The organism is Gellertiella hungarica (genome assembly GCF_014197145.1).
Taxonomy (GTDB): domain Bacteria; phylum Pseudomonadota; class Alphaproteobacteria; order Rhizobiales; family Rhizobiaceae; genus Gellertiella; species Gellertiella hungarica.
Window position 1 is genome coordinate 1 of the sequence record NZ_JACIEZ010000018.1, and the last position, 15,721, is coordinate 15,721.

The 15,721-nt window shown below is 64.7% G+C and carries 19 protein-coding genes and 1 pseudogene; 15 read left to right on the plus strand and 5 right to left on the minus strand.

Annotation, left to right across the window (positions count from 1 at the left end; translation table 11 throughout):
* On the plus strand, positions 1-405 hold a 405-nt coding region (locus GGR23_RS22105), incomplete at its 5' end, for a transposase (RefSeq protein ID WP_183368504.1).
* Positions 406-676: 271 nt separating this feature from the next.
* Positions 677-931 carry a TonB-dependent receptor gene (locus GGR23_RS23500; protein ID WP_200480452.1) on the plus strand — a complete coding sequence of 85 codons (255 nt, stop codon included), beginning with the start codon at positions 677-679 and terminating at the stop codon, positions 929-931.
* A 36-nt stretch (positions 932-967) separates the two neighbouring features.
* Here the strand turns inward: GGR23_RS23500 and GGR23_RS22115 are convergent, their stop codons facing one another.
* Positions 968-1,645 (minus strand): TetR/AcrR family transcriptional regulator, encoded by a 678-nt coding sequence (locus tag GGR23_RS22115; RefSeq protein WP_210297060.1) that lies wholly within the window; start codon positions 1,643-1,645, stop codon positions 968-970.
* A 27-nt stretch (positions 1,646-1,672) separates the two neighbouring features.
* On the opposite strand from GGR23_RS22115, the gene GGR23_RS22120 reads away from it, so the two are divergent.
* The 13 genes and pseudogenes from GGR23_RS22120 to GGR23_RS22180 all read left to right on the plus strand — a co-directional run bounded on the left by GGR23_RS22120 (position 1,673) and on the right by GGR23_RS22180 (position 12,017).
* Positions 1,673-2,602, plus strand: a complete 930-nt coding sequence (locus GGR23_RS22120) for an ABC transporter six-transmembrane domain-containing protein (RefSeq protein WP_130104369.1) — start codon at positions 1,673-1,675, stop codon at positions 2,600-2,602.
* 131 nt (positions 2,603-2,733) lie between these two features.
* Positions 2,734-3,699 (plus strand): annotated as a pseudogene (groEL, locus tag GGR23_RS22125) (chaperonin GroEL); the annotation flags it as partial.
* A 339-nt stretch (positions 3,700-4,038) separates the two neighbouring features.
* Positions 4,039-4,796, plus strand: a protein-coding gene (locus GGR23_RS22130) for an IS5 family transposase (protein WP_130104370.1) whose coding sequence is annotated in 2 segments (ribosomal slippage) — positions 4,039-4,354 and positions 4,354-4,796 — 759 coding nt in all. Because the reading frame shifts where the segments join, the coding sequence is not laid out codon by codon here.
* A gap of 110 nt (positions 4,797-4,906) precedes the next feature.
* Positions 4,907-5,470 carry a recombinase family protein gene (locus GGR23_RS22135; RefSeq protein ID WP_021561445.1) on the plus strand — a complete coding sequence of 188 codons (564 nt, stop codon included), beginning with the start codon at positions 4,907-4,909 and terminating at the stop codon, positions 5,468-5,470.
* Positions 5,467-5,850, plus strand: coding sequence for a hypothetical protein (locus GGR23_RS22140; protein WP_021561446.1), 384 nt, complete (start codon positions 5,467-5,469; stop codon positions 5,848-5,850). The genes GGR23_RS22135 and GGR23_RS22140 overlap by 4 nt, the downstream gene beginning before the upstream one ends.
* A gap of 153 nt (positions 5,851-6,003) precedes the next feature.
* Positions 6,004-6,669, plus strand: coding sequence for a recombinase family protein (locus GGR23_RS22145; protein WP_077189557.1), 666 nt, complete (start codon positions 6,004-6,006; stop codon positions 6,667-6,669).
* Positions 6,666-6,965 (plus strand): hypothetical protein, encoded by a 300-nt coding sequence (locus tag GGR23_RS22150; RefSeq protein ID WP_183368505.1) that lies wholly within the window; start codon positions 6,666-6,668, stop codon positions 6,963-6,965. The genes GGR23_RS22145 and GGR23_RS22150 overlap by 4 nt, the downstream gene beginning before the upstream one ends.
* Positions 6,966-7,092: 127 nt before the next feature.
* On the plus strand, positions 7,093-7,281 hold the full coding sequence (locus GGR23_RS22155; protein WP_171887554.1) for a hypothetical protein: 189 nt from the start codon (positions 7,093-7,095) through the stop codon (positions 7,279-7,281).
* A gap of 42 nt (positions 7,282-7,323) precedes the next feature.
* Entirely contained in the window at positions 7,324-7,983 is a 660-nt protein-coding gene (locus tag GGR23_RS22160) for a nucleotide-binding protein (RefSeq protein ID WP_061512176.1), read from the plus strand.
* Between the two features lie 14 nt (positions 7,984-7,997).
* Entirely contained in the window at positions 7,998-8,267 is a 270-nt protein-coding gene (locus GGR23_RS22165; protein ID WP_080445232.1) for a CopG family transcriptional regulator, read from the plus strand.
* 254 nt (positions 8,268-8,521) lie between these two features.
* Entirely contained in the window at positions 8,522-9,652 is a 1,131-nt protein-coding gene (locus GGR23_RS22170) for a replication initiator protein A (protein ID WP_061512173.1), read from the plus strand.
* Between the two features lie 1,004 nt (positions 9,653-10,656).
* Positions 10,657-11,553 (plus strand): DNA-binding protein, encoded by an 897-nt coding sequence (locus GGR23_RS22175; RefSeq protein ID WP_171887553.1) that lies wholly within the window; start codon positions 10,657-10,659, stop codon positions 11,551-11,553.
* Positions 11,553-12,017 (plus strand): thermonuclease family protein, encoded by a 465-nt coding sequence (locus GGR23_RS22180; RefSeq protein WP_171887552.1) that lies wholly within the window; start codon positions 11,553-11,555, stop codon positions 12,015-12,017. The genes GGR23_RS22175 and GGR23_RS22180 overlap by 1 nt, the downstream gene beginning before the upstream one ends.
* Positions 12,018-12,102: 85 nt before the next feature.
* Here GGR23_RS22180 and GGR23_RS22185 read toward each other — a convergent pair whose 3' ends face one another.
* Genes GGR23_RS22185 through GGR23_RS22200 form a run of 4 tightly spaced genes read right to left on the minus strand, consistent with a single transcriptional unit; the run spans position 12,103 to position 15,563 of the window.
* Positions 12,103-12,495 (minus strand): hypothetical protein, encoded by a 393-nt coding sequence (locus GGR23_RS22185; RefSeq protein ID WP_171887551.1) that lies wholly within the window; start codon positions 12,493-12,495, stop codon positions 12,103-12,105.
* A gap of 11 nt (positions 12,496-12,506) precedes the next feature.
* Positions 12,507-15,035, minus strand: a complete 2,529-nt coding sequence (locus GGR23_RS22190; protein WP_198421943.1) for a type IV secretory system conjugative DNA transfer family protein — start codon at positions 15,033-15,035, stop codon at positions 12,507-12,509.
* 32 nt (positions 15,036-15,067) lie between these two features.
* A complete protein-coding gene (locus GGR23_RS22195; protein WP_171887550.1) occupies positions 15,068-15,289 on the minus strand; it encodes a conjugal transfer protein TraD in 222 nt (73 codons plus the stop codon).
* 22 nt (positions 15,290-15,311) lie between these two features.
* The gene (locus GGR23_RS22200; RefSeq protein ID WP_129994635.1) at positions 15,312-15,563 is read right to left on the minus strand and encodes a TraC family protein; all 252 of its coding nucleotides are present in this window, start codon (positions 15,561-15,563) and stop codon (positions 15,312-15,314) included.
* Between the last annotated feature and the right edge of the window lie 158 nt (positions 15,564-15,721).

Consider the following 15,721-nt stretch of genomic DNA (forward strand, 5'->3'; position numbering starts at 1 on the left):
GTGGACTTCATCGCCAAGCTGGCGGCACTGGTCCCGCCACCTCGCGCGCATCTCACCCGCTTCCACGGCGTATTCGCCCCGAATGCAAACCTGCGCGCGCAGCTGACGCCCTCGGGGCGCGGCAAGCGGCCTGCGAGCGATGCAGTGCCGGTGGACGTCAGCGCCCACGACGAACCGCGCAGCCCCGAGCAGAAGCGCCGTGCGATGAGCTGGGCGCAACGGCTCAAGCGGGTCTTTTCCATCGACGTCACCACCTGCGCCCACTGCGGCGGCGCGGTACGGATCGTCGCCAGCATCGAAGACCCCAAGGCCATTCGCGCCATCCTCGCCCACTTCGAGAAACACGGCGCGCTGGAGCAAGCGCACTACCGGCCCGCAGCGCGCGCCCCGCCGCCCGCCGCGTGATGAGGCGCCGGCCACACAGCCGGCAGCCAAGCCAGAGTCCGATCCGATGCGGCCACGACCCCGCAGGGCTGCGCTCGGCCCTGTGCCGGGATTCGGTGAGAAATGGCTACGCACTGAGCCGCTGCGTGGCCCCGCGATGTCGAAAACCCACGCATGAACCCCCGATCTGTGTCCGATCTGTGCCCAAAGCGGCGCTTGCGCGGCCGCTTCCTACCCGCCAGACTCGCAAAAAAGGGCGGTTGAACTTCCTATACCCAAAGTTGGCGCTGGGGTGAAGTATGTTGGTAAAACCTCGGATGGCACTGCCTATCTGGCGCAAAATGGCGTGGTGCTGAATAACCCGCTGCAAACGCCGGCTTATACCCTGTTTGATCTGATGGCCGGTTATGAATTCGGCCGCTATGACATCAGTGTGCAAGTGCAAAACCTGACTGACAAAACCGTGATCACATCCTGTCTGGCCCGTGGCGATTGTTTCTACGGACAACGCCGCGCGGTAAATGCCAATCTGCGGTACCGCTTCTGACTGTAGTGCCAAGCGCCGGCAACTGCCGGCGCTGGCTTAGTGGCCTGCAGCGCTGCCGGCGATCGGCAAAATCAACTGCTGCACCAGCTGCATGATGTCCTGATAAACAGCAGCCTTCTGGCTGGCATCGGGTTGCAAAATCAGCTCATCCGCGTAGCCGTTGAGCAATGCGGTCAGTTGCCGGGCCAGCAAGCTGGCATCGCCAGCCCTGAAAGCCCCGCTATCGATGCCTCGTTGCAGGATCTGCTGCAGTAACTGGCGCCAGGCGGTGATGATGTGCTGATAACGTGCGGCGAACACCTCGTCATGCTGCGCTTCGCGCCATGCATCCAGATAGATACACCAGGCGGCGTCTTGGCGGTCCGGCAAATAATCGCGGATATAGTCCGCCAGTGCCTCGTGCGGTGGCAGCGGCGTCAAACGAGCTTGCCATTCGCTGAGATCCTGTTGGCTGAAAGACTCCACCGCCTCTAAACACAGCGTTTTCCAGTCTTTAAAGTAATGATAGATATGGCTGCGGGCCAACCCGGTGCGTTCTGCTACGTCGCGGGTAGAGCTGCTGGCTATGCCTTTTTGCCGAAACAGTTCCAGCGTGGCCTGCAGAATCATCTCTTTGCGTTGCGCTGCGGACGGACGTGCCATTTGCTCTCCTTCGATATGCATCAACTGATTGATTTTGAGCGACTGCTCAAATATAATTGAGCGGTCGCTCAATTTTGAGTTTATTGCAACAGGTCGATTATGACAAGCGCAACCCCACATGCATCCGGTCGTCCAACGCCGCCACCAAGTGCCGGGCCTGTTTCTGCCTCCCGCGCGCTGCGGGCCATTGCCCGGCAGCATCCGTGGTCGATCACAGCTGCTTTTTCGCTGGTGGCTGCCGAAAACATCTTGTTGGTGATCTACCCGTTGTTTGCCGGTTTTGCTATCGATGCCATTTTGCAGGGCCAGTGGTGGCAGGCCTGTAGTTATGCCGGCATCGTGCTGCTGTTTTGGTTGCTTGGGGCCTTACGCCGGGCGGTCGATACCAGGGTGTACACGGGGATTTATGCAGGCGTGGCCGTACCGGTGATTACCCAGCAGCGTCGCTTGCAAGCGCAGCCATCCACTATTGTGGCCCGGGTGGTGTTAGCTCGTGAGTTTGTAGATTTTTTCGAGCAGCATATTCCTGTTCTGGCGACCAGTCTGATCTCAATTATCGGTGCAGCGCTGATGCTGGCGTTGATTGAGTTTTGGCTGGGAATGGCCTGTCTTGGTGTGCTGCTGATATTTGCGTTGTTATTGCCCGGGTTTTCCCGTACCAATCAGCGGTTGCATCAACGGCTCAACGATCGCCTGGAGCAGGAGGTTGCGCGCATCACAGTGGCATCACCGCGCCAGCTGGGTCGTCATTATCAGGCGCTGCGTTTGCTGCGCATTGCGATTTCTGATCGGGAGGCGCTGGCATACCTGGCGATTGGGATCAGTGCCGCTTTGCTGTTTTTATTGGCTATTATGATGTTGTTGCAAAACCCAGAGCGCTCGGCCGGGCACGTGTATGCGGTGATGACCTATCTGTGGAATTTTGTCAGCAGTTTGGACGAAGGACCTGGCCTTGCCGATCAGCTGGCGAAGTTACGCGATATCGGTCAGCGGGTGGATACCACACCCGCTGACGAGGCCGGCCATTAAGTCTACGGGTACTGAGTGGTCTGGCGCTGAGTGGTCTGGCGCTGCCTGACGAGACCCCCGTCAGTGCCTTACAGCGCCCAGCTGTGGTGATAGACCTGGCCTTGCCAGTCTTCAATCACCAGCCAGAGTTCGACAAGAAGATCAGCTCCGTGCGCGACCTGCTGCCGGTGCTCGAGGGCGTCGCCAAGGCCGGCAAGCCGCTGCTGATCGTCGCCGAGGAAGTCGAGGGCGAGGCGCTGGCCACGCTGGTGGTCAACACCATCCGCGGCATCGTCAAGGTGTGCGCGGTCAAGGCGCCGGGCTTCGGTGACCGCCGCAAGGCGATGCTGGAAGACATGGCCGTGCTCACCGGCGGTACCGTGATCTCCGAGGAGCTGGGCCTGCAGCTCGAGAAGGCCACGCTGAAGGATCTCGGCCGCGCCAAGAAGGTCGTGGTCTCCAAGGAGAACACCACCATCATCGACGGCGCCGGCGACGGCAACGCGATCCAGGCGCGGATCAAGCAGATCAAGGCGCAGATCGAGGAGACCACCTCCGATTACGACCGCGAGAAGCTGCAGGAGCGCGTGGCGAAGCTCGCCGGCGGCGTGGCGGTGATCAAGGTCGGCGCCGCGACCGAGGTCGAGATGAAGGAGAAGAAGGCGCGCGTCGAGGACGCGCTGCACGCGACCCGCGCGGCGGTCGAGGAAGGCATCGTGCCGGGCGGCGGCGTGGCGCTGCTGCGCGCGCGTGCGGCCATCGCCGAGCTCAAGGGCGCCAACGAGGATCAGAATCACGGCATCCAGATCGCGCTGCGCGCGATGGAAGCGCCGCTGCGCGAGATCGTCACCAACGCCGGCGAGGAGCCGTCCGTCATCGTCAACAAGGTGAAGGAAGGCACCGGCAGCTTCGGCTACAACGCGGCCACCGGCCAGTTCGGCGACATGCTCGAGATGGGCATCCTCGACCCGACCAAGGTGACCCGCACCGCGCTGCAGAACGCCGCCTCGATCGCCGGCCTGATGATCACCACCGAGGCGATGGTCGGCGAGCTGCCGAAGAAGGACGAGAAGGCCGCCGGCGCCGGCATGGGCGGCATGGGCGACATGGATTTCTAAGCCCCGCGATCCATCAAGCAAGACCACAAAGCCCGGCCTCGTGCCGGGCTTTGTGCGTTCTGGCGTCCGAGGCGGGAGACTTCCTACCCGCCCCGCGGCAATGTCTGACGCGAAGATCAGAAAACGCCGATATGAACGCGTGCTCGCGGGCGCAACCCTGAGCAGCCGTCCCTGCAACGGAGCGCTGCGTGCCGCGCCTGACCGCACCCCGGCGGCAGGCCGAGGTGTGCGCGCCACTGCCGGCCGCCCACGCCGCTGCGCGTTACGCGCGCCACCTGCCCGAGCGCACGCTGCTGTACGCGCTAGGGCCTGTTAACACTACGTGCTAACATACTGCGCATGGAACTTACGCCTGCGCAATTCGCGCGTATCGAGGATTGCCTGCCGCGGCAGCGGGGCAATGTGTCGCTGGACAACCTTCAAGTGCTCAACGCGATCCTGTTCGTGGCCGAAAATGGCTGCAAGTGGCGGGCCCTGCCCAAGCGGTTCGGCAACTGGCACACGATCTACACGCGGATGAACCGGTGGGCCAAGGCCGGGGTCCTGGATCGGGTCTTCGAGCGCATGCAGGCCGAACAGCTGCTCCGGGTGCGGCTGGAGGCGGTCAGCCTGGACAGTACGATCGTCAAGGTCCACCCGGACGGCACCGGCGCACGAAAAAAAACGGCCCGCAGGCCATCGGCCGCTCCCGCGCAGGCTGGACCACCAAAATTCATATGGCTGCCGCGGATTCCCGCTGCGCGTTAGCCTTCTCGCTTTCGCCGGGCCAGGCGGGCGATGCCCCAGCCGGTCGCGCCCTGCTGCATGCCCTGCCACCCCTGAGCGCGCGCTGCCATCTGGTCATGGATCGCGCCTACGAGGGCAATGAAACCCGGCAGCTCGCGCTGGATCTGGGCCTGGATCCGGTCGTGCCCCCGCATCCGCTGCGGGCCCAGCCATGGGCGTACAACACCGAGATCTACAAGCGCCGCAACGAAATCGAGCGCCTGTTCCGCCGTCTGAAAGGGTTCCGCCGCATCTTCAGCCGCTTCGACAAGCTCGACGTCATGTTCGCGGCCTTCATCCACTTCGCACTGATCGTCGAATCATTGCGATAGTGTTAACAGGCCCTAGTCGGCCAAGCCGGTCACTGTCCGGCAATGCGCTTGAATAACGGGTTGTCGGACATTATGATAGGCGGACGGAAAAACGGACAAAAGGGGCGGTAATGGCACTCATCGGCTATGCGCGGGTATCGACGGCTGAACAGGACACCGCCTTGCAGACGGATGCACTGCGCAAGGCGGGCTGCGAGCGCGTCTTTGAGGACACGGCTTCCGGGGCCAAGGCCGACAGGCCCGGCTTGGCCGCCGCGCTGGCCTATCTGCGCGACGGCGACGTGCTGGCCGTCTGGCGGCTGGATCGGCTCGGGCGCTCGATGCCACACCTCATCGAGACAATCGGCGCGCTGGAAGCGCGTGGCGTCGGCTTCCGGTCGCTGACAGAAAGCATTGACACCACCACACCGGGCGGGCGGCTCATCTTCCACGTGTTCGGCGCGCTGGGCCAGTTCGAGCGCGACTTGATCCGTGAGCGCACCAAGGCCGGGCTGACCGCTGCCGCCGCTCGCGGGCGCAAGGGCGGGCGCAAGCCGGTTGTCACTGCCGACAAGTTGCAGCGGGCGCAGGAGCATATTGCCAACGGGCTGAACGTCCGGGAGGCTGCTACACGGCTCAAGGTGAGCAAGACGGCCCTATACGCCGCGCTGCAAGGCGGGAGCGAGCAACCATGAGCCGCAAGCAAAGCAGTGCCTTCGTCACGACCAGAAAGGGCTTTTGCTATCTCACGGTCAAAGTCGGCAGGAGCAATTACAACATCATGCGGATTCGCAATTACACGCTTGAGCCGCAGGACAAGCGAGACATGCGCCGGTTGTATCCCGACTATCTCTTTGACTGGAAGAAGATCGGCCAGCAGCTTGCCGAAAAGAGGGAGGTATGCAGAACCTACCGCTCCAAGCGTCAAGCGCCCCGGAGCACGGAACGTACCTCAGACCCGTTCGTCATGGTGTCGTATGACCCAAGGACGCGCACGGTCTACGCATCCGACACCTGCGATTCAATGGCATTGCTTGACGCTGTTCTGCACATGGAACGCTCCCGCAAAAAATAGCCCCGACAGGCCGTGCAGCCGACTCCTGACATTCCGTGCAGTCGCCTTCTGAAAATGACACCGCCCTGCCCTTTTCTCTGGCGTCATCGTGTTGCAAAAGTCAGTCGCAAATGGTCTATTATTTGCGACGATATTTGCAACGAAGGGCGCACCATGAAAGACAAGCCGATGATCGGTTACGCCAGGGTATCGACCGACGACCAGGATTTGACGAACCAACGCGCCGAGCTGCACGCCGCCGGCTGCACGCGCATCTTTGCCGAGAAGATCACCGGCACCCATGCCAAACGGCCGGAGCTGGGCCGGATGCTCGACCACCTACGCGCCGGCGACGTGGTGACGGTCACGAGGCTGGACAGGCTGGCCCGTAGCACCCGCGACCTGCTAGACATTGCCGAGCAGTTGCAGGCGAAAGGCGCAGGCCTGCGCAGCCTGGCCGAGCCGTGGGCCGACACCACGACCCCAGCCGGGCGCATGGTGCTGACCGTGTTTGCCGGCATCGCCGAGTTCGAGCGTTCCCTAATCATCGACCGCACCAGGAACGGCCGCGAGGCGGCCAAAGCGCGAGGCGTGCAGTTCGGCCGCCGCCCTACCCTCACCCCCGGCCAGGTCGATCATGCCCGCGAGCTGCTGGGCGCTGGCCGCACGGCGGCTGAAACGGCCGAGCTGCTGGGCGTGCATCGGGCAACCCTTTACCGGGCGCTGCGCGGCCAGGAAACCAGCCAGGCCGAGGCCCGCCGGCGCGGCGCGTTTGTTGAGGACGCATTGACCGAGGCCGACGCGCTGGCCGCCGGCGACCAGGAGGGCATGAAGGCATGAGAAACGGACACTATCCCTTGCCCCCGCTTCGGCCCGAGCTGCAAGCAGCCCACGACGAGATGGACGCCAAGGGGGATTACTTCGCCTATGCCGTGTGCCGCACCCATGACGGCCAGGCTTGGGAAGTGACCACCAGGCAAGGCGGTATGTATGCCGCGCTCGATGGCCGGTATCTCGACCACGACGAAGCGATGGCCGCCGGCGTGGCCTGGCTGCTGGAACAGATCGACCGCGAGCCGACCGCCGACGAGGCGGCCTATCGGACGCTATGGGAGGCGCAGGATTTTAGCCGCTAAAGACCGTTCATAGACACCGCTTTTAATATTAAAAGAACATTCAAAAAGCGCGCCAACCCTATTGACGAAACCGCGCCAAGCCGGCACAATCTGGCACTGTAATTTAATATCCTTTGGAGGTGCCAATATGGTTCTTGACGATGGCGCAACATGGGAGGCTGTTCCCGACCCTATGGGGCTTGGGCGTGGCTGGACGGCCATCCGCCAGGGCGAAGACGAGCGCGGGCCATTCGAGGAATGGTGCGGCCAGTTCTTCCCCTCCGCGTCGGCCTGCCGCCAGGCCATCGAGGAGGGGCGCGCCGATGCCAAGCGTTAATATCCAAGACAGTGTTTTTCAACGTTCAATAACGGTGCGAACATGATTATTACAGTAGGAAACACAAAGGGCGGCGTCGGCAAGACGACGCTGGCCGTTCAGCTCGCCATCGCCCGCGCCTTGGCAGGGCGCGACGTGTGGCTGATCGACGGCGACCGCCAGGGCACGGCAGCGGCGGCCATCGCCGCACGGGCCGAGGGCGGGCGTCAGCCGGGGATTGCCTGCGCGCAATACGCGGACGGCCCGGCCCTGCGCGGCCAGGTGCAGCAGCAGCGGAACAAGTGGCAAGACATCATCATCGACGCCGGCGGCCGCGACTCGACCGCGCTACGGGCGGCGCTGATCTTGTCCGATGTGCTGCTGGTGCCGTTCGCGCCGCGTTCCTATGACGTGTGGGCGCTCGATGACATGGCCGCGCTGGTGGATGAAGCCCGGAGCGTCCGCGACGGCCTGCGCGCCTTCGCCGTGATGAACCAGGCCGACCCCGGCGAGCACTCGGCCGACAACGCCGACGCGGCTGCGGCCGTGGCCGAGGTTCCGCAGTTCGAGTACCTGGCAGCCCCCATCCGGCGACGCAAGGCGTTCAGCAATGCCGGCGGCGCTGGCCTGGCCGTGTCCGAGCTGGCCCCCCGCGACCCGAAGGCGATAGCCGAGATTGATAGTCTCGTTTCATCGCTTTTTAATATCCAACAAATCGCCTAACGGGAGTTTTTAGCATGTCAATACAGCGCAAACCCAAGACCGCCCCGGCAACCGCCGCCCAGGATGCTTTCATCCAGGGCGCACCCGACGCCAGCAAGGCCGCGCCGGCGGCCGCCTATGAGAAGGGCATCCCCAAGGGCCACAAACGGCAGATCACCTTGACCATTGCGCCCGAGCTTCTGCGCAAGGTCGATGAAGTCGCCAAGCGCACCGGCCAGGCCCGCGCCGCCGTCATCAACATGGCGATTTTCCGCGCCTTGGAAGGCGATATTTTCCAGAGCTAAAAGGAGTTCAAAGAGAATGAAAGTAATATCCAAGGGCAATCCATGAGCATTTGCGCCGCTTTAGCGGCTAAAACCAGGGCGAAGAAGGCCGGGCGGATAGCGCAGAACCTGGCCCAAGCGGCCCGCGAAAACGCGCAGCTCGGTTTGCCGGCGCCGTGGCAGCTCAATGGCATTTGGCTGGTGCCGCTCGAATCCGGCCGCGTGAAGCCCATAGGGTCGGCACCGTGGCGGCGGCCGAAGGCTTAGGAGACGGCATGAACAACCAACGCGGGAAAGGGCCGCAGCAGATCGGCGACCTATTGGGCGGTTCCCTGGGCGCTTCCTTGGAGAAGCTGAAAGCCGGGATCGATGCGAAGCAACAGAAGCGCATCGAGGCCGCCGCACGGCCGGGCGAGTCCAAGGAGCAGGTAGCCGCTAGGCTGCGCGACGAGGACGCCCGCGCCGACCGCGAGCGCAACGCCAGCAGCCCCGTTAAATCGCCCCCCCCTTCGCCGTCTATCCGCAAGCCGCCGACCGGCGACGAGCAGCCCGATTTTTTCGTGCCGTCGCTCTACGACGTGGGCACCAAGGATTCCCGCAGCATCATGGACGTGGCTGTGTTCCGCCTGTCCAAAAAGGACAAGCGCGCCGGCGGGGTCATCCGCTACGAACTGTCCGATGGTTACGTGGAGGTGAAGGCAGGCCCGGACGGCATGGCGTCCGTTTGGGATTACGACCTGGTGCTGATGATGGTTTCGCACCTGACCGAAGCCATGAACCGCTACCGCGAGGGCAGGGGCGAGAAGCCAGGCCGCACCTACCGGCCCCATGTGAGTGACATTCTCAAGTTTTGCCGCCGTGGCGACGGCGGCCGTCAGGCGGATGAAGTGGAAGGGGCGCTAGACCGGCTCAAGGGCACGACCATCAAGAACGTGCGCGAGCGGCCATCCGCCAACGGCCGGCGGCCCATGCGCGAGGTCGAGGCCGAAGGCTTGGTAAGCAGTTACAAGGTGCTGTCCTATACAGAGAACGGCAAGATTGCGTCCGTCGAGATCGAGGCCCCGAAGTGGCTTTACCGTGAAGTCACAGAAGGCAAGCGGCCGGACGTGCTGACCGTGCATCCCGACTACTTCCTGATTGACCCAGGCATCGGTCGGTTCGTCTATCGCCTAGCTCGCCGAGCGGCTGGCAAGGGTGAAGCGAAATGGGCTTTCCAGACGATCTACGAGCGCAGCGGCAGCGCGGGCACGTTCAAGGAGTTTCGCCGCATCCTGCGCAACATCATCGAGGCCAACGACCTGCCCGAATACGAGCTGCGAGAGGAAGCAGGGCAGGGCGGCCCGCTGCTGGTGATGATCTACCGCGACCGCGCCGACGAGGCGCTGCCGCCGCCGTCCGGTGTGTAATAGACGGAGATCGGCGCTAGGGCAAAATGTCCTAACGCCTGTTCAGGCAGGAACAGCCCCTGGCTTGTGGATAGTCCGTCGATTACCCACCCGAACCCGTCTATTACACACCGGCTTCCGTCTATCACCCACCCGAACCCGTCTATTACACACCGGCCACATTCGCAAGTCATTGATTAGTAATGGAAAACTGCCGATTTTCCCGGCTAAAACTCTTTAAAACATATAAAAACTCTTAAAACCCGCCTGGCCTGTGCATAAGTCGCGGCCAGATCGAACCGCCCAAGCGCCCTACGGGCGCACCTGCCCTCCGGTCGCTTCGCTCCCTTCGCCCCGCCGCCTACGGCGTCGGCCTGCGCCTTCGGCGGGGCACCCCTGCGGGGTTCCCCCGCTTCGCGGCTCCCTCTCCCGGCAATCGTGCTGGCCTGCGGCCAGGCTGCTTACCAAAGGCGCGGCCGCAGCCGCGCCAGTACCAGCTCCACCCCCTCGCCCTCATCGAGCGCCGCAGCAGCTCGAAAGCCAAGAAAAGCCAGGTTTAGCAAGGAAAAGCGGTTTGCCGAGGCCGTGCCCAACCTCAAACGCCAGCGCTGGCGTGACGGCCGCAGGTTGGACGCCAAGAGAGAAGGGCGGCAACGCCGACCAGGCCGACGAGCTGGCCAGCTTCGCCACTTCCGGCGATGACGGCCGCCGGCGCTCGAGCTCGCATCGCCAGGAATGACGATGCAGGCCCAGGGCAGGGCACCGCGCCCAGGCTGTCCAGGAGCGCCCAGGACGCACGAAGCCGGGCGCAGACGGGGGAAAGGGTCGGCCGACCCCTGAAAACGCCTCTACGGGCTTCCTGCGCCCGTTTTTCGCCGCCGACGCGCTCCCGGCCGGGCGCTGGCCGTGGCCGCCCGCGTAGCGTTCCTGTAGGGTTTGTAAAATTTCTGTATGGTCTTGTGTTTTGTAATATGTAGTAGTATTATACAACATACTACAACGCTACATTTTTACAGGAGCGCATCATGGCCGTGACCAAAGAGCAGATTTTTTCCGCCGCTGACGAGCTGGCCGCCGGCGGCCAGAAGCCCACCCTTGAGGCCATCCGCCAGCGCACCGGCGGCAGCTACACCACCATTTCCCCGGCGCTGAACGAATGGAAGGCCCGGCAGGCCACGGCCGCCGCGCCGCTGCGCGAGCCTGCGCCCCAGGCTGTCGCCGACCGTCTGGCCGAACTGGGCGCGGACGTGTGGGCCGTGGCGCTCGACCTGGCAAACGCCCGCCTGGCCGTGGAGCGCGAGGCGCTGGAAAAGGCCCGCGCCGAGCTGGAAGCCGACCGCAACGAGGCAACCGAGCTGGCCGACAAGCTGGCGAGCGACGTGGAAGCTCTGCAATCCCGCCTGGCGTCCATCGAGGCCGCCGAAGCGGCCGCACGCGGCGAAGCCGACGAGCTGCGGGCCAGCCTGACCGCTGCCCAGGAACAGGCGCACACCGCCGAGGCCCGCGCCCAGGAGATCGAGCGCCGCGCCGGCGAGCTGCGCACGGAACTGGACAGGGCGCACCAGGACGCCGACCAGGCGCGCGGGGCTCTGGCCGAGCAGCAGAAGGCCAGCCAGGCCGCCGCCGCTCAACTCGACCAGGTGCGCGGCGAGCTGGTGAAGGCGCAGGCCAAGGCCGAGGCCGACCAGGAAGCGCACCAGGAGCAGCGCAAGACCGCAGCGGCCGAGGCGCACCGCATGGCCGAACGCCTCACCGCCGCCCAGGGCGAACGCGACCAGGCGCGGCAGGATGCCAGCGCCGCCCGCGAGGAAGCCGCCCGCCTGGCCGGGCAGCTCACGGCGCACCAGGAACAGAACGCCGCGCTGCTGGCCCGCATCCAGCCGGCGGCCGACCAGGACAAGCCGGCCAAGGGGCGCAAGTGATGCGGGCAGGGCTGGCCGCGTTCGCGGTCATCCTGGCGGCGACGGCCGCCCAGGCCGGCGAGCTGCGCGGCCGGGTGGTGGCCGTCGCCGATGGCGACACGCTCACCATTCTGGACGCCGGCCGCCAGCAGCGCCGCATCCGGCTGGCCGAGATCGACGCGCCCGAGAAGCGGCAACCCTTCGGCCAGCGGTCGAAGCAATCGCTTTCCGATCTTTGCTACGGCCGGGATGCCGTCATCGAGGACGGCGGGCGCGACCGCTACGGCCGCACCATCGGCCGCGTGAGCTGCGCGGGCATCGACGCCAACGCCGAGCAGGTACGGCGCGGCATGGCATGGGTTTTCGACCGCTACGCGACCGACCGGAGCCTCTACGCGATCCAGGACGAGGCGAGGGCGGCCCGGCGTGGCCTATGGCGCGATCCCCAGCCGGTGCCGCCGTGGGAATACAGGGCTAAAAAATAGTAAATGCACTGTTTTTAATGTTAAAAACAGTGCATCGCTTCGGGCTGATATTGACACTTGGGGGGCGGCTTTAGCCGCTGAAAGACTACTGGCCGCCGCGCCGCTGCCTGGCGGCGGCCAGGTCGATCACGTCCGCCGTGCGCCGGCCGGCGGCCTGCATCGGCGTGGCCGGGGCAGGGCGGCCGGGTTCCGCCTGGCGCGGCCGCCGGCGGAACAGTTCGAGCAGGAACGACCCCAGGAAGATGCCGGGAATGAACGGCAGCACGATCAGCACGCCCAGGGCCGAGGCCAGCGCCCGGAAGGGCTTGGCGAGCCACCGCAGCGGCCCGCGCAGCAGATCGGCCAGCAGGCCATCGAGCAACCAGAGCGCCACAGCCAGGACGAAGCCGCCGGCGGCGACCGTCATCACCGCGCCGCCGCCGAACCAGGCGGCCAGGCCGACCAGCAGCAGATAACCGATGACGACGAAAACCCACATGGCCGCGCCCGTCAGCTATGGTAGGGGTTCGCGTCGAACCGCCCGGCATACTCGGGATCAGCCAGATAGTTCAGCCGGTCGAGCAGGTACGGATATTCGCCCTTGACCAGCACAATCGGCTTTTCCGGGCCGAGGCGCATCACCTCGTCAGGCGTCAGCAGCTCACGCCCGGCGAACTGCTGGCTTGTGCCCTTGCTCTTGCCGCTGTTCATCGAGCCGCCGCCGCCGGAAATGCCGGTGCCGCTGTTCTTGCCGCTGTTCTCTGTCTCGAACTCGATGGTGGCTTTGCCCAGGCTGTCGCTGATGTATTTGGCCGTGTCGTAGTCGTCCGTTCCATAGAACGACTTGGCGCTGTTCGCCAGGAAGGTTTGCCACTTCGGATAGGCACCCTTGAGCTGCGACAAGTCTTGAATGAACACCCAGAAGGCCAGGCCGTAGCCGCGCAGCAGCGAAACGGCGTCCTCGATCTGCTTCATGTAGCCGAGCTGGCCGAACTCATCGAGCAGGAACGCGACCCGGTGCGCGGGCTGCACGTTGCTGGACGTGATGGCGGCAATCACCGAGCTGATGAACAGGCGCAGGAATCGGGCATTCGGGCCGATGCGGTTGGCCGGCATGACCAGGTAAACCGTCATGGCCGTGGCCTTGATTTCCGACAGGTCGAAGCCGGAGCGCGACAGCGCCGCCGCGATGCGCGGGTCATCCAGGAATGCCGTATTCCGGCGGGCCGTCGAAAGCACCGAGCCGCGTTCCTTGTCGGCCATCCCCATGAGCGTATTTGCCGCCCTGGCCGGGATGCCGAAGGCGGCCGTTTCGTCAGCGGCCATCATGCCCAAGAGGTCGAAAAACTCCGCTTCCCCGGCCGTCAGCAGCCGGCGCAGCTCGCCCAGGTTCCGGCGCTCCACGTCATCCAGTCCGGCAACGTGCAGCATCAAGCCTTGCAGGAAGTTCTTGGCGGACTCATCGAAATGCACGCCGTCGCCCTTGCTTTCGGAGATCACCAAGGCATCGGCCAGGATGGCCGATTCACTCACGCAATCCGGGTTCCACACGTCGATCCGGTCAAGCACGTTGAAGGCCGCGCCGCCGTCGCCATTGACCGCGAACGGATCGACCACATGCACGGCCTGGCCGAGCGCCCGGCGGGCGCGAGCCGTCACGGCCGCGTTTTCGCCCTTCACGTCAAGCACCAGGGCCGAGCCGGGATAGTCCAGGAGGTTCGGGATCACCGCGCCAATGCCCTTGCCGGAGCCGGTCGGGGCGACCGTCACGACGTGGCCGGTAAAGCGGAAACGCTGATCGAGGCCGGCGGACGCATCGGCCACCCGGCCCAGGGCGAAACCGGCAGGTTTTCCGGGCGCGACCAGGTGCCCGGCCTGGCGGATTTCCGCGACCGTGCCCCACCTGGCCGACCCATGCGTGACCGGCTGCGCGCCGGGCGCGGAAGCGGCTTGAACGGCGGCCGCGCCGATGCTGGCAGCGCCGCCCGGTTCGCCCTGCAATCCGGCCCGCAGGTTGTCCAACCAGGCCCCCAGGACGCGCAGCCGATGGCCCAGGGTGGAGCCTTCGCCGAGCTTGGACGCCAGCGCGCCGCAGATGCGGCCGCCCTGCGCATACATGGCATAGGTGCCGACCAGGGTTGCCGCGATCATGGCCCAGGACGGCAGGAACGGAACCAGCACGAACGCCAGCACCATTGCCGACGCCGGCAGCAGGTAGGCGAGGGCGGCCGCGCCCGCCAGCGTGATCGGGTTTTGTTTGCGCTTCACGGCCACCACGACCGCGCCGAGCATCAGCACGAAAAGGACGAAGAAGAAGATGCCCCAAACCTCAATGATGCGCCGGGCGAAGCCGCCGAAATAGCCGCTTGCCGTGCTTCCGGAAAGCTGCTCCCGGCGCGTCGCGGCCTTCTGCTCAACCTGGCCGCGATACTCCGCTAGAACCTTGTCGCCTTCCGCAGCCGCCAGCCCCTTCACGAACTCAACGCCCCGCGTCACGGACTGCTGCACCACATTGACGCCGGCGGTAGCCGCCGCCGCCGGGCGTTGGCCGTCCAGACCGCCGGAAATCCGGGCGCTGAACTCGTCCAGGTTCGCCGCCGTTCCCAGGCCCGCGTTCTGCAAGAAAAGGCCGAGGTCGGCGCGATACAGGCTAAGGATGTTCGCCGCGCCAACGGCGTTCCGGCTCGCCAGCGCGGCCGCTTCCATTTCCTTCAAAACGGGCAGCAATTCGGCCCACTTGGCGCGGTAGGCTTTCCAGTCTCCGGCGTTCGTCGCCATCGCCAAATCCTGCTGCCCAATGTCGAGCTTTTGCAGGTTCGCTTCCCACGTCCGGTAGGTCGATTCCTGCGCGTCACAAATGCGCTTCACCCAGGCGTCAGCATCAGCCGCGCCGTAGAGCTTTCCGGCTTCGGCAGCCGGGTTGCATTCAGGGAAAACGCGGGCGTGCGCCGTGTTCGCCAGAGACAGGACGAACGCCCCGAAAAACACCGCCACAACGGCGGCCCACAATCGCGCTGCTAGAGCTTCAAAATCCATCATGCTTCACCTCTCTGTCAGGTAGAAATTGACGGCTAGGAACGGTTGCCGCCGTCCTCTCCATCATCGGAAAAAGCCGCGTCGCCCGCCGCCTCAAAGCGCGCTTTGGTGGCGTCAGCGTTCGGCCCTTTGAGCGCGCCGGCCGCGAGGGTCAAAGCGCCCAAGATCACGGATGCAGGATAGTCCGCCATGCCGGACTTGATGACCAAGCCGCCAAGCTGAATCTTGCGGCGTGCATCTTCTCTCCTGGCGTTCATCCGAAGGCGTCCTAAATCGCGTTCAGTTCGCGCCAGGCGCTGCCGGAGCCGGGGCAGCTTGCTTGGCTTCGCCCTTGCGAAATTTCGAGGCGATAGCCTCAAACTCCTTCCGCATGGCTGCGTCGTCAATGTCGAGATCGCCGAGACCGGCGGCAATGGCAATCTTGCCGATGCGTTCAGCGGCCTTGCTTTCGAGTTCGGCCAGTTCTGCCTTGATGCGGTTCAGCTCGGCCAGCTTGTCGGCCTTGCGTTCGGATAAGGTCTTTCGTGCCATCGTTACAGCTCCTTTCGTGATTGTGGGTTATGCCCGCGTGATGTTAGCACCTTGCGACGCTGGTAGGGAAGGCACGGCGCTGGTATAGTCATGCAGCGAAGCGAAATGCGCACTTACGGGTTGCTGCGCAACCCTCATGCGGCCGGGGATACCCCGGC

Bases quoted from the DNA above. Each gene is read 5' to 3' on its own strand.
- GGR23_RS22120 (WP_130104369.1), top strand. From the start codon at position 1,673: ATGACAAGCGCAACCCCACATGCATCCGGTCGTCCAACGCCGCCACCA.
- GGR23_RS22135 (WP_021561445.1), top strand. From the start codon at position 4,907: ATGGCACTCATCGGCTATGCGCGGGTATCGACGGCTGAACAGGACACC.
- GGR23_RS22140 (WP_021561446.1), top strand. From the start codon at position 5,467: ATGAGCCGCAAGCAAAGCAGTGCCTTCGTCACGACCAGAAAGGGCTTT.
- GGR23_RS22145 (WP_077189557.1), top strand. From the start codon at position 6,004: ATGAAAGACAAGCCGATGATCGGTTACGCCAGGGTATCGACCGACGAC.
- GGR23_RS22150 (WP_183368505.1), top strand. From the start codon at position 6,666: ATGAGAAACGGACACTATCCCTTGCCCCCGCTTCGGCCCGAGCTGCAA.
- GGR23_RS22155 (WP_171887554.1), top strand. From the start codon at position 7,093: ATGGTTCTTGACGATGGCGCAACATGGGAGGCTGTTCCCGACCCTATG.
- GGR23_RS22160 (WP_061512176.1), top strand. From the start codon at position 7,324: ATGATTATTACAGTAGGAAACACAAAGGGCGGCGTCGGCAAGACGACG.
- GGR23_RS22165 (WP_080445232.1), top strand. From the start codon at position 7,998: ATGTCAATACAGCGCAAACCCAAGACCGCCCCGGCAACCGCCGCCCAG.
- GGR23_RS22170 (WP_061512173.1), top strand. From the start codon at position 8,522: ATGAACAACCAACGCGGGAAAGGGCCGCAGCAGATCGGCGACCTATTG.
- GGR23_RS22175 (WP_171887553.1), top strand. From the start codon at position 10,657: ATGGCCGTGACCAAAGAGCAGATTTTTTCCGCCGCTGACGAGCTGGCC.
- GGR23_RS22180 (WP_171887552.1), top strand. From the start codon at position 11,553: ATGCGGGCAGGGCTGGCCGCGTTCGCGGTCATCCTGGCGGCGACGGCC.
- GGR23_RS22185 (WP_171887551.1), bottom strand. From the start codon at position 12,495: ATGTGGGTTTTCGTCGTCATCGGTTATCTGCTGCTGGTCGGCCTGGCC.
- GGR23_RS22190 (WP_198421943.1), bottom strand. From the start codon at position 15,035: ATGATGGATTTTGAAGCTCTAGCAGCGCGATTGTGGGCCGCCGTTGTG.
- GGR23_RS22195 (WP_171887550.1), bottom strand. From the start codon at position 15,289: ATGAACGCCAGGAGAGAAGATGCACGCCGCAAGATTCAGCTTGGCGGC.
- GGR23_RS22200 (WP_129994635.1), bottom strand. From the start codon at position 15,563: ATGGCACGAAAGACCTTATCCGAACGCAAGGCCGACAAGCTGGCCGAG.